Origin of the sequence: Microbulbifer sp. SH-1 (assembly GCF_011326135.1) — a bacterium.
Lineage (GTDB): Bacteria > Pseudomonadota > Gammaproteobacteria > Pseudomonadales > Cellvibrionaceae > Microbulbifer > Microbulbifer harenosus.
Genome location: NZ_CP046948.1, coordinates 2,904,773 through 2,917,858, shown reverse-complemented (window position 1 = coordinate 2,917,858; position 13,086 = coordinate 2,904,773). Strand labels below are relative to the sequence as shown.

General features: G+C 57.0%; 9 protein-coding genes. All 9 read left to right on the top strand.

Going from position 1 to position 13,086, the window contains the following annotated elements; genetic code table 11:
* Positions 1–246 precede the first annotated feature (246 nt).
* The 9 genes from GNX18_RS11960 to napA all read left to right on the top strand — a co-directional run bounded on the left by GNX18_RS11960 (position 247) and on the right by napA (position 13,075).
* A complete protein-coding gene (locus GNX18_RS11960; RefSeq protein ID WP_138235100.1) occupies positions 247–1,686 on the top strand; it encodes a glycoside hydrolase family 28 protein in 1,440 nt (479 codons plus the stop codon).
* Positions 1,687–1,936: 250 nt separating this feature from the next.
* The gene (locus GNX18_RS11955; RefSeq protein WP_166218376.1) at positions 1,937–4,681 is read left to right on the top strand and encodes a TonB-dependent receptor; all 2,745 of its coding nucleotides are present in this window, start codon (positions 1,937–1,939) and stop codon (positions 4,679–4,681) included.
* Between the two features lie 186 nt (positions 4,682–4,867).
* Positions 4,868–7,378: a glycoside hydrolase family 88 protein gene (locus GNX18_RS11950; RefSeq protein WP_240913991.1), complete on the top strand. Its 2,511-nt coding sequence runs from the start codon at positions 4,868–4,870 to the stop codon at positions 7,376–7,378.
* Positions 7,379–7,408: 30 nt separating this feature from the next.
* Positions 7,409–8,251, top strand: a complete 843-nt coding sequence (gene kduI / locus GNX18_RS11945) for a 5-dehydro-4-deoxy-D-glucuronate isomerase (RefSeq protein ID WP_138235098.1) — start codon at positions 7,409–7,411, stop codon at positions 8,249–8,251.
* A 114-nt stretch (positions 8,252–8,365) separates the two neighbouring features.
* Positions 8,366–9,157 carry a gluconate 5-dehydrogenase gene (locus GNX18_RS11940; protein WP_166218373.1) on the top strand — a complete coding sequence of 264 codons (792 nt, stop codon included), beginning with the start codon at positions 8,366–8,368 and terminating at the stop codon, positions 9,155–9,157.
* Positions 9,158–9,306: 149 nt separating this feature from the next.
* Positions 9,307–9,468 carry a hypothetical protein gene (locus tag GNX18_RS11935; protein ID WP_166218370.1) on the top strand — a complete coding sequence of 54 codons (162 nt, stop codon included), beginning with the start codon at positions 9,307–9,309 and terminating at the stop codon, positions 9,466–9,468.
* A 493-nt stretch (positions 9,469–9,961) separates the two neighbouring features.
* A complete protein-coding gene (locus GNX18_RS11930) occupies positions 9,962–10,135 on the top strand; it encodes a periplasmic nitrate reductase, NapE protein (protein WP_342776605.1) in 174 nt (57 codons plus the stop codon).
* Between the two features lie 74 nt (positions 10,136–10,209).
* Entirely contained in the window at positions 10,210–10,569 is a 360-nt protein-coding gene (locus GNX18_RS11925) for a chaperone NapD (protein ID WP_138235093.1), read from the top strand.
* A gap of 1 nt (position 10,570) precedes the next feature.
* Entirely contained in the window at positions 10,571–13,075 is a 2,505-nt protein-coding gene (gene napA / locus GNX18_RS11920; protein ID WP_166218365.1) for a nitrate reductase catalytic subunit NapA, read from the top strand.
* Positions 13,076–13,086: the final 11 nt, after the last annotated feature.

Below are 13,086 nucleotides of genomic sequence, written 5' to 3'. Positions count from 1 at the left end.
GAGCCCCGAAAGCCGGCCACTGTGCCGGCTTTTTTGTTTTCCGGATATCTGACGCGTGCCAAATGGCTGCGTGCCCGCCTGGTTGTTGCCCTGCCAAAATTGGTATGACAGTATTGTCGAAATTTTCACACTGGTCTTGCCAGATTTCCAGGCAGACTGGTGCACTAGGCGTTATTGCTGCTGGAATCCAGTGCGGCAAAACCCAAGACAGATAAACCAGTACAACAATAAACCCGGGAGGTAATGATGACTGGACTCAACCGGCGAGTATTCCTGCAATCCATGATGGCCGCGGCGGTAGTGCCTGTCATCTCCGGTCTGCCCGCGCAGGCGCTGGCCATGAGCCGCCCACCCCGGGCCCAATACAATGGCCCTTGGGCGAAGGTGCCGGAGATTCTGTCGTCCATCAGGCTCCCGTCCATTCCCGCCCGCGATTTCAATCTCAAAGCGCTGGGCGCGCGCGGCGAGGGCGAAGATGCCAGTGAGTACTTTGCCGCTGCCGTTGAGGCGAGTCGCAGGGCCGGCGGTGGTCGCATCGTAGTGCCGGCGGGCAGGTACCGCACCGGACCAATTCACCTGGTATCCAATACCGAGCTGCATCTGGAGGAAGGGGCGGAAATCCATTTCGTCCCCGATCCCGGACGCTACCTACCGGCGGTGAAAACCCGTTGGGAAGGGTTGGAAATGATGGGTTACTCCCCTCTGATCTATGCCCACAAGGCCGACAACGTGGCGTTGACCGGCAAGGGTTTGATTGACGGAGGTGCCGACTGTGACACCTGGTGGCCGTGGAAGGGGGCGAACGGCAAATGCGCCAACAGCTCCAACGAGGGGGATACCCAGCATCCGGCGCGCAAGGCACTGATGGATGATGCCGAAAGTGGGGTTCCCGTCGCGGAGCGCCTGTACGCCGATGGTTCCTTCTTGCGCCCACCGCTGGTGCAGTTCTACGAGTGCAACAATGTGCTCATTGAAGGCGTGACTCTGGAAAATTCTCCGTTCTGGGTCATCCATCCGGTGCTGTGTGAAAGCCTCACGGTACGCAATGTCACCACCCGCAGCCACGGCCCCAACTCCGATGGTTGCGACCCGGAATCCTGTCGCAATGTACTGATTGAAGGCTGTCTGTTCGACAACGGCGACGACTGTATTGCCATCAAGTCCGGGCGCAACGCGGATGGTCGCCGCGTGAATGTTCCCACCGAGAATGTGGTAGTGCGGAACTGCCAGATGCGTGATGGTCACGGCGGGCTGGTGTTGGGCAGTGAAATTTCCGGCGGTGTGCGCAATGTGTTCATGGAGGACTGCGTGATGAGCAGCCCCAATCTGGATCGCGGCCTGCGTATCAAGACGAATGCCATGCGCGGCGGTGAGATCCACGATATCTACGTGCGCAACCTCACCATAGGGCAGGTGAAAGATGTCATCGTGATCAACTTCTTTTACGAAGAGGGGGACAAGGGCAGCTTTGACCCCAATGTCTACAACATCCAGGTGGAAAATCTGGTGTGTGAGCAGGCCAACCGCGCCTTCCATATCCGCGGCTTCGAGCGCGCGCCCATCCGTGGTCTGCAGATTTTCAACAGCCGCATTGACCAGGCCGGTTCCGTTGGTGTGATTGAAGCGGTTTCCGGCCTGACCGTGGATAACGTCAGCATCAATGGTCAGGCCTTTAAGCCCGGTTGATCAGTCCTTTTCTATAAACCTTCCAAAAGCGCCCGGAAGACGTCCAGTGCGGGATAAGCTGCACTGGCCCAGGGGCTTATGGCGCGGTAATCTTCATTTTGACGAGAGAAATGCGATAAACACACGCTTGATTGGTCTGCCAAAAGTTGCCAGTTGGTAGTCCATGTGAGAATATCGGCCTGCATTGATAATAAGCGGTATTACCAAAACAGGTTTTACCAAAATAACGACGAAAGCGGAGATGAGAGTCATGAAGACTTTTGAGCTTAAACCACTCACTCTTGCGATGGCCATGATTGCGGTACCGGCCTTTGCACAAGAAGCCTCTAACACCTCTGGCGATGCCACCCTTGAAGAGATCACCGTAACTGGTAGTTACGCGGGCAGTCTGGCCAAGGCGCTGGATACCAAGCGCGACTCTACCAACATGGTGGATTCCATTCTTGCAGAAGACATTGCCGACTTCCCCGACCAGAACCTGGCGGAATCGCTTCAGCGCATCCCCGGTGTGGCTATTGACCGTGATGACGGCGAAGGTCGTACCATCACCGTGCGCGGCCTCGGCTCTACCTACACCCGCGTGCAGGTAAACGGCATGCAGGCGCAGTCACTGGCTGCTGGCTCTGGCGGTGTGCGTACCGACCGCAGTTTCGATTTCAACGTGTTCGCCTCCGAACTGTTCAACCGTCTGGACGTGTACAAGACCACTTCCGCAGAGCTGGAAGAAGGTTCTCTCGGTGCTACCGTTGCACTGCAGACCGCGCGCCCGCTCGACTACGACACCTTTACGCTGGTAGCGAACACCCAGGGTGGATACAACGAGCAGACCGGTGAGTTTGCTCCGCGTGCCTCTGGCCTCTTCAGTGTAAGCAACGAAGACAAGACACTTGGCTTTCTGCTCTCCGCCGCTTATTCCGAGAAAAAGAATGGCACCGAAGGTGCGGAAACCGTGCGCTGGGAAACCTGGGAAGGTAGCAAGGGCACCGGACAATTCAACTGCAGTGCCTGTGACACTGAAGAGGAGCGCGCGGCCGTTGCTCAATCCTGGCACCCGCGTATTCCGCGTTATGCCGACAAAACCAATGACCAGGAGCGCTTGGGCCTGACCTCGTCATTCCAGTGGCAACCTGCTGACAGCACCCTGATTACCGTTGACGCCCTGTATTCCAATGTGGATGTTATCCGCAACGAGCCGTATCTCGGTAATATCTCCCTTGCACGTCTGGATACCAAGCCGAGCACCGGTACCAGCGAAATGGATATCATCGACTACATTATCGATGGCAACGGCACCATGACTGACGCCACCGTGACCGGGTCTGACGTTCGTTCCGAAAACTTCCGCGCAAACTGGGGCTCCGAATACAAGCAGTACTCTCTGGCACTTGAACACGAGTTCAGCGATCGCCTGCGTATGAATGCATTGGTCGGCGCCACGGAATCCGTAATGGATAACCGCGAAGTGACCGTGGTGTTCGAACACTTCAGTGAAGACGACAGTCGCCGCTACGTGGACTATGCGGACAGCAGCGACGAGTTCAGCTGGAGCTACAACGGCTCCGACTCCTTGGATCTGGCGTACGGTTTCGACCTGTCCAACCCTGCCAACTGGGAAATGTCCGAATATCGCGACCGTCTGTATGACGCAAGCTCTGAAACCGGACATGCCAGTGTCGATTTCGAATTCGATCTGAGCGAATCGTTTACCCTGAAGGCTGGTGCCAACAGCAACTCCTACGGCTACGATATTATTGGCCAGCGCGCTGACAAGGCGTTCGACAAGGCGGATGCCGAAGACGGCACTATTGACGGCAGTGCCTGTGGCGTGAGCGCGGCCTTGACCGCAAACGACGGTAAGTCGGTTAACTCTGCGGGCCAGAATTACTTCCAGGCCAACTTCGGCGTCAGCGACACTCTGCTCGAATCCGGGTGCTGGGACTACGCGGTACATGCCGGTGACACCCGCAAAGTAGATGAAGACAGCCGCGCCGTGTACGTGCAGGTTGATATGGATACCGACATCGCGGGCTACCGTCTGCGCGGTAATCTGGGTGTGCGCAGGGCCAACACCGAATTATCTTCTACCGGTGTTACCGCCTACACCGACGAAAATGACGTTGATCACGTAGTGGATGTAACCGTCAACCACGAGTACGACGATACCCTGCCGTCCCTGAACCTGGCTCTGAATGTTACCGATGATGTGATCCTGCGTGCGTCCGCCGCCAAGGTAATGAGCCGTCCGAACCTGACCGACCTCAACCCCGGTGGTTCCGTATCCATTTTCGGCGAACCTAAGGTCAGCTACGGAAACCCGTTCATCGAGCCCTTCCGTGCCAAGGCCTACGATCTGTCCGCCGAGTGGTACTTTGCCGAGAGCGCATTGGTGAGCCTGGCGTTGTTCCAGAAGGACATTGAATCTTTCCCGACTTCCGAGAAAGTGGATATGGCCTGGAGTGAAACCGGTCTGCCGGATTCCATGCTGGGTGCCCAGGTTGACCAGCTGAAAGACGCAATCTTTGAGGTCTCGCGCAAGGTCAACGGCGGTGGCGCAACTATTCAAGGCTGGGAACTCCAATACCAGCAGCCGCTTACCTTCCTGCCGGGACCCGAGTGGGTGCAGAACTTTGGTGTGCAGACCAACTACACCTTTGTTGATGCCGAGACCGACAGTGGCAGCGAAATGCTCGGTGTTTCCGAGACTTCCTACAACATCACGCTTTACTGGGAGAACGATGACTTCCAGGCGCGTATCTCCAACGCCTACCGCGGTGAATACCTCACCAACATCGGCCGCGAAGAGTATGTTGGGGAGAGCAGCAATATCGACTTCTCTGCAAGCTACAACGTCAGCGACAACCTGAAAGTAAGCTTCGAAGCCCTTAACCTGGGTGATGAGCCCAAATATCGCTACCTGGATGAAGATGTTCAGCGTCTGTACGACGAGCATTTCTCCGGTGCTCAGTACTTCATCGGCGCGCAGTACAAGTTCTGATAAGGAACAGACTGCATAATCGAAAAGCCCGGCAAATATTTGCCGGGCTTTTCGACGAATAAAATAGAGTTGTACCCAAACGGCCGAGTGCAGGAAACCCCACATCTTGTGAACAGGGAAGATTCGAAGTCGCACGCGGCCGTTTTTCAATTGAACAGAATAAAACCCGAATTCGTGGAGACGTCTGTGAAACTGTCTGATATGTCCAAACGCACCCCGAGCCTGAGTGCCCTCGCTTTTGCGTTGACTGCTGCAACGCTCACCGCCTGTGGTGAAAAAACCGCTGAATCCGCAGCGGAAAAAGCGCCTGCGGCGGTTGCCGAAAAGCCCGGTGCCATTGCCACTCTTGAGCTTTCCAACCCCTCGGACTTCCCGCGTCTGGACGAAGCGGTTTACCTGAGCTTCTACGAACTCGGCCTGAAACACGGGTTCGCATCGCCGATTGCGGTGTGGAACCAGTCACAGCAGATTCCTGTGCAGACTATCGACAAAAATGCCGATGGTGAGAAGGATGGCATTCTGTTTACCGTGGACGTCGCTGTTGATGAAACGGTAAAACTTCGTATCGCCGAGGCAGATGCCGCGGCGGAAAACACAGCCAAGCGCACTCAGGCGGAAATTTCCCGCAAGGTGGGCGGTGAGTGGAAAGAGCGTGAATATCTCGGCGGCAGCTTCGAGAATGTCAGCGTGTTGGACGTGCCAAAAGAGCACACCGACCACTCCTGGTATATTCGCTACGAGGGCCCGGGTATTGAATCCGATCTGGTGGGCTACCGTGTGTATCTCGACTGGCGCAACGGCTTCGATATTTTCGGCAAATCCACCCAGCAACCGGTGTTGCAGAATGTAGGTCAGGACGGTTTTGATTCCTATCACGAGCCTGCCGACTGGGGCATGGACATCCTCAAGGTGGGTAGTGCCGTCGGTGTTGGCGGCTACGGCTTTTGGGATGGCGAGAAAGTCATCCGTGTGAGCGACGTGCAGGACTGGCGCGCCGAAATTACCGAAAACGGCGACCTCTATTCCGCGTTCAAGATCGACTACCTGGGCTGGAAGCCGGTGGAAGGTGTACAGACCGATCTTTCCGCGCAGCTTTCGATGCACGCGGGCAGCCGCCTGGTGGAGGTGAACGCGAAAACCAGCAGTGAGCTGGACAATATGATTGCCGGTATCGTCAATCATCCGGGTACCGAGCTGATTGTCGGTGACACGGACATTACCGGCCACGCCTATACCTACATCGGTACTTATGGGCCGCAGAGTCTCGATGGTGCCAATCTTGGCATGGCGGTGCTGGCGAAGCGCAAGGCGATTGACGAATTTACCAAGGACGAACACAACCAGGTTGCTATCCTGAAGCCTGCGGACAAGGAAATTCAATATTACTTCGTCGCCGCCTGGGCCAACGAAGTGGAGAGCCGCCACGGACCGATCACCACCAAGGCCGAGTTTGAAACCTACCTCAAGCAGGAAGCGGAAAAACTCACCATGCCGCTGCGCCAGCGCCTGACCACTGCGGCGAGCCTCGCAGAAACCCAGCAGCCGCTGACGGCGGAAGCGGCACTGACTTGGAGCAAACGCCTGGCGGATTCCGAGCTTAAGCGCAAAACCCTGGATTACCGCTTTGGTGGTTTCGACCACATCCGCAAGCGCCCGTCCTACTTTGAATACACCACCGGTATGGTGATGCAGGCCTACGACGAGCTGAACCAGGTTGCCCCGGAAGCGCGCTATGCGGACGCGGTACAGACCGTGATGGGATCCTTCGTCAACGAAGACGGCAGCATCAATGGTTATGTGCAATCGAAATACAACATCGACAGCATCCGCGCCGGCACCATGTTGCTGCGCATGTACGAGCGCAACCGGGACGAGAGTTACAAGAAGGCTGTCGACACTCTGTTTGAGCAACTGGAGCATCACCCGCGCACCAGCGCCGGAGCGTTCTGGCACAAGAAAATCTACCCGCACCAGGTGTGGCTTGACGGCGTCTACATGGGCATTCCGTTCCTCGCCCAGTACGAACAGATGATGCACGAAGAGCCCAACGTGGACGAAGTGCTGGCGGAATTCAAAGTGGTGCGCGACAAACTGCGCGATCCGGACACTGGCCTCTACTACCATGCCTGGGACGAAGCGCGCGAGCAGGTATGGGCGGACAAGGAAACCGGTCTTTCCGCCTACCACTGGGGTCGCGGCATGGGCTGGCTGGCGATGGCGCTGGTGGACGTGCTGGATTACATCCCCGAGGAAAACACCGAGCAGCGCCAGTACTTTCTGGACATGATCGCGGAAATCGCTCCTGTGATTGAGAAATACCAGGACCCGGCAACCGGCACCTGGTGGCAGATCATGGACAAGCCCGGTGCGCGCGGCAACTACCTCGAGTCTTCCGCCAGCACCATGTATACCTACTTCTTTGCCAAAGCACTGAACCAGGGCTACCTGCCGGAAGACCAGTATCTGGAAACCGCGAAAAAGGCCTACCAGGGACTCCTGGATGAGTTTGTGCAGGTGCATGCCGACGGCACCATCACCGTAACCGATATGTGCCAGGTGGCCGGCCTCGGTTACGGCCGCGACGGCAGCTACAAGTACTACATGAGCGAACCGATCTACGATGACGACCCCAAGGGCACCGCGCCGTTCATCACCTCCGGCGTCGAGATGTACAAACTGCTGAAGTCCAAGTCGTAAGCTGATTTAAAAAGATTTTCGGGAAGAGTTATGAACACCGTTTTTGACGAGCGTTATTCCAGCCATCCGGCGGACTACGTGAACTACGACACCGAGCGCCTGAGAAAAGAATATCTGGTGCCGAACCTGTTCACCGCCGATACCGTAAACCTGACCTATACCCATGTGGACCGCGTAATTGTGGGCGGCGTTATGCCGGTGGCCGGGGAAGTAAAACTCGAAACCGTCGACGCCCTGAAAGCGGACTACTTTCTGGAGCGCCGCGAGCTCGGCATTATCAATATCGGCGCGCCCGGCTGTGTGGACGTCGACGGTACCGTGTATGAAATCGGTACCAAGGAGGCGCTGTACGTAAGCCGCGGTTCCCGTGAAGTGAAGTTCACCAGCAATGCGCAGGCGTCGCCTTCGAAGTTCTACATTCTGTCGACCCCGGCGCACCGCGAATTCCCCACCCGCAAAGTGGGCCAGGGCGATGCCCAGGTGATCGAACTGGGTGCGGCGGAAACCTGCAACAAGCGCACCCTGCGCAAGCTGCTGGTGAAAGACGTACTGGAAACCTGCCAGCTGCAGATGGGTATGACCGAACTGGCGCCCGGCAGCTGCTGGAATACCATGCCGTGCCACACCCACAGCCGCCGCATGGAAGTCTATATGTACTTCAACGTGCCGGAAGGTCAGGCCGTATGCCACTTTATGGGACCGCCCCAGCAAACCCGCACCATCTGGATGGCCAACGAGCAGGCGGTGATATCTCCCACCTGGTCGCTGCACTCAGGTGTCGGCACCAGCAACTACACCTTCATCTGGGGTATGGCTGGCGAGAACCACGATTACGACGATATGGACAAAGTGCAGCCGAACGAGCTGCGTTGATCCATCGAAGTTAAAAATTCTTTGTAGGAGCCTGCCTTGCAGGCGAATAGAAAAACCGGGGAAAACCCGGTTCGCCTGCAGGCAGGCTCCTACAGAAAGAGATTGGAGTTTGTTATGTCCACTTCCCTGTTCGACCTGAGCGGAAAAGTCGCCCTGGTAACCGGTGCCACCCACGGCCTCGGCATGGCCATGGCGGAAGGTCTCGGTAATGCCGGCGCCAAACTGGTGATCACCGGCCACTCTTCCCAGGAAAAACTCGACAACGCCGTCGCGCAGCTGCGTGAAAAGGGCTACGACGCCCACGGCTACCTGTTCAACGTCACTAACGAAGACGAAGTGAACGAAATGGTGCCGGTGATCGAACAGGAGCAGGGCCCGATCAACGTGTTGGTGAACAACGCCGGCATCATTCGCCGTGTGCCGCTGCTGGAAATGGATCTGGCCGAGTGGAACCTGGTGCTGCAGACCAATCTCACCGGTGTGATGGTGATGACCCGCCCGGTGGTTAAGCGCATGATTGAGCGCGGCGCCGGCAAGATTATCAACATCTGCTCGATGATGAGCGAGCTGGGACGCGACAGTGTTTCCGCCTACGCCGCTTCCAAGGGTGGCCTGAAAATGCTGACTCAGAATATGGCCACCGAGTGGGCGCGCCACAACATTCAGGTGAACGGCATCGGCCCGGGCTATTTCGCCACCAGCCAGACCGCACCGATCCGTGTGGATGGTCATCCGTTCAATGAATTCATTATCGGCCGCACGCCGGCGGGCCGCTGGGGTAACCCGGAAGACTTGCAGGGCGCCGCGGTATTCCTATCCAGTAAAGCGAGTGATTTCGTCAATGGTCAGGTGGTGTACGTGGATGGCGGCATCCTCGCCACCATTGGCAAGCCCAGTAACGAATAAATAATTAAACATATTTTCCCAGTGTTCCGCTGGCCGCGGTAACTGCCGTTACCGCGAGACAAACCGGCGCGTCCTGTGTCGGTCTGTCTGGTTCGATGGATTCTTGAATGACTGGTTGCTTTTCTCTCACGTGATTTGGTGAGGGAGCTATGGTTGATGGTTATGAGCTTCCCTATCCGCAGCCGCTGAGTTTCCTGCCTGGTTGGGCTAGCAACTTCGGCGTACTGGCTAACATCACCCCAGTGAAGTCCAGCGCCTCTTTCGCCACAACTGGCCGCGAAATATTGATTGCCCTGCGGGTGAATTTCTGATCCGCAGTGGCTAGCAAGGTAGTACTCTAGTGGTTGTGAAAAAACGACCGCCAGAGGCCTGCCAGGCCGGACACCGCACGCGTCATTTGGTGTGGTTTCCGGCGACGGAACAGGTATTTCGGTGCCGTTATGCGGTATACGGCGGCACCGACTCCTGTTGTTTGTAATTCTCATTTCCGCATATATTTTGCCGGGCTTCGGCCCGGCTTTTTTCGGGAAATATATTCCCCTATCCCTTCTCTTTTCTCGATTCGTTCTCTGCTCGCAGTCTGCGGCGTCAATTGCTTTATAGCTATTTTTTCCGGGACGGGTCTGGCTGGCTGCGCCGCGGATTTCTTGTTGTATCGAGTGCACTTTCTAAACTCAATTGAGGCGGTCAGCGACGGCGCTGCGCTATACCTGTATGAATTTGTAAGGGAACTGGCGTGTCAACCGGCACTCGTCATATAGGTAATGCCAATGATTTCATCTGGTTATGAGTGGAGAGACTGGTTTGGCGCAGCAGAAGCCCGTTGTTATATCTGAGCAGCGAAGGCGGGAAACCCGCCTGGTGGTGTTCATCCTCGTTTTCCTTTTTCCCATCCTCGCGATCGCCATTGTCGGTGGCTACGGCTTTGCAGTGTGGATTCTGCAGATGATCTTCGGTCCGCCAGGGCCGCCTGGATGAAATCGCGTCTGTGAACTCGCAGGCTGAGCGTCTTTTCTTCCGGCCGGAGGCCGGACCTCGGGAGTAGATGAAAAATGTCGGAGCAGAGCACGAATTTCCGGAATCCAACCGCAGCCCCTTCACTGCATATCGTCAGTCTGATTGTGCATGTGAGACCGCAGAAACTTGCCGTGGTCAGCCGCTGGATCGATGACCGCGCAGAGCTACAGATCCATCTCGGCAACGGGGAGAGCAAGTTGGTGGTGGTACTGGAAACAAGAGATCATTTTCAGGTCAATGAAACTATCGAGACCATCAAGGATCAGCCCGGTGTACTGAATGTGGTAATGGTCTATCACGAAGAGTTGGCGCTTGCCGATGCGGACGATGTGCTGGTGGAAATACCAGAAGCACGCAGTCCTGAGCAGCCGATAAAAATTGTGGGAGACCGCTGAGATGGCCATTACCCGGCGCGAATTTTCCACAGCGAGTGCGGTGGTTGCGGCTGCGACCGCCGCCGGGCTGGCGGCGCCGGCGGCAGCACAGAACCTGGTGAGCCGGGGTGGCGCCAATGTGCTCCAGTGGAACAAAGCCCCCTGCCGATTCTGTGGCACCGGCTGCAGTGTGATGGTGGCCACCAAGGACAACCGCGTGGTGGCGACCCACGGCGATATCAAGGCGGAGGTGAACCGCGGGCTCAACTGCGTAAAGGGTTATTTCCTGTCGAAAATCATGTATGGCAGCGATCGCCTTACCAAGCCAATGCTGCGGATGACCAATGGCAAATACGATAAGAACGGGAATTTTGTCGAAGTGTCCTGGGATCAGGCGTTCGATGTCATGGAGCAGAAATTCAAGCAGGCGATCGCCAACCATGGCCCGGATGCTGTGGCGATGTTCGGATCCGGGCAGTGGACGGTGTGGGAAGGTTACGCTGCAAGCAAACTGATGAAAGCCGGTTTTCGCACCAACAATCTTGATCCCAATGCGCGTCACTGCATGGCGTCTGCGGCCTTTGGATTTATGCGCACCTTCGGTATCGACGAACCCATGGGTTGCTACGACGATATTGAAAACGCCGATGCGTTCGTGCTGTGGGGGTCCAATATGGCTGAGATGCACCCGATTTTGTGGTCTCGGGTGACCGACCGGCGCCTGTCGCACCCCGGCTGCAAAGTGGCTGTGCTTTCCACCTATGACCACCGCAGTTTTGAACTGGCGGATATCCCGATTATTTTCCCTCCACAGTCGGATCTTCTGATCCTGAACTTCATTGCCAACTACATCATCCAGAACAACCGGGTGAATACAGGGTTTGTTAAAAAGCATACCCGTTTTGTGCGTGGGGAAACCAATATCGGTTACGGCCTGCGGGACGAGCACCCGCTGGAACAGAAGGCCAGTGGGCGCGCCCGGGCAAATACATGGAGCGATATGAGTTTTGAGGAGTACGCCGAATTCCTCAAGCCTTACTCGCTCCGACGCGTGTCGAAAGATACCGGTATTCCCCGGGAACGCCTGACCGCACTGGCAGAGCTGTATGCCGACCCGAAGACCCGGGTCATGTCCTTTTGGACCATGGGTTTCAATCAGCACACCCGCGGCGTGTGGGCGAATAACATGATCTACAACATCCACCTGCTCACCGGGAAAATCTCCAGCCCTGGCAACAGTCCCTTTTCGCTTACCGGCCAGCCCTCGGCCTGCGGCACCGCGCGCGAAGTAGGGACTTTTTCCCACCGCCTGCCGGCGGATCTTTTGGTGGCCAATCCCGAGCACCGCGCCACCGCGGAGAAAATCTGGCGACTGCCCGCCGGCACCGTTCCAGAGAAACGCGGTTTTGACGCCGTGGCACAGAGCCGGGCGTTGAAGGACGGCAAACTCAAAGTTTACTGGACCCAGACAACCAATAACGCGCAGGCCGGCCCCAACCTGATGGGCGAGTTGCTGCCGGGGTGGCGCAATCCCGACACCTTCATCATCGTCTCCGATGTCTATCCCACTACCTCGGTACAGGCGGCGGACCTGATCCTGCCGTCGGCCATGTGGGTGGAGAAAGAAGGTGCCTATGGCAACGCCGAGCGGCGTACCCAATTCTGGCGCCAACTGGTCAAGGCGCCGGGAGAAAGTAAGTCCGATCTCTGGCAGCTGGTGGAGTTTTCCAAGCGCTTTAAGACGGATGAGGTTTGGCCCGAGAGACTACTCAACCAGGCAAAAGACTTTCGCGGTAAGACCCTGTATGAGGTGCTGTTTGCGAACGGCCAGGTTAATCGCTTCGCCAATACCGAGCGCGACAAGAATTTTGCCAACGACGAGTCGGATGCGTTCGGTTTTTATCTGCAGAAAGGATTGTTCGAGGAGTATGCGGCATTCGGCCGCGGACACGGTCACGACCTCGCACCGTTTGATCTCTACCACAAGGTGCGGGGGTTGCGTTGGCCGGTCGTTAACGGCAGGGAAACACGCTGGCGGTTCCGCGAAGGTTACGATCCCTATGTTAAAAAAGGCACCGGTGTGCAGTTCTACGGTAACGAGGACGGTCGCGCGCGCATTTTCGCGCTGCCCTACGAGCCGCCGGCGGAATCCCCGGACAGTGAGTATCCCTTCTGGTTATGCACCGGGCGCGTACTGGAACACTGGCACACCGGCTCCATGACCCAGCGGGTACCCGAACTGTTCAGGGCCGTGCCCTTTGCGCTGGTGTACATGCACCCGGACGACGCACAGGCGCAGGGGTTTCGCCGCGGCAGCGAAATCAGGGTCATCAGCCGGCGCGGCGACATGATCGGGCGGGTGGAAACGCGAGGGCGCGCGCGGCCGCCGAAGGGGCTTATCTATGTGCCGTTCTTTGACGCCCAGCGCCTGATCAACAAGGTCACCCTGGATGCGACCGACCCTATTTCCAGGCAGACCGATTTCAAGAAATGCGCGGTGAAGCTGGAATTGATTTCTCTGGCATGACGGGAGGCGAC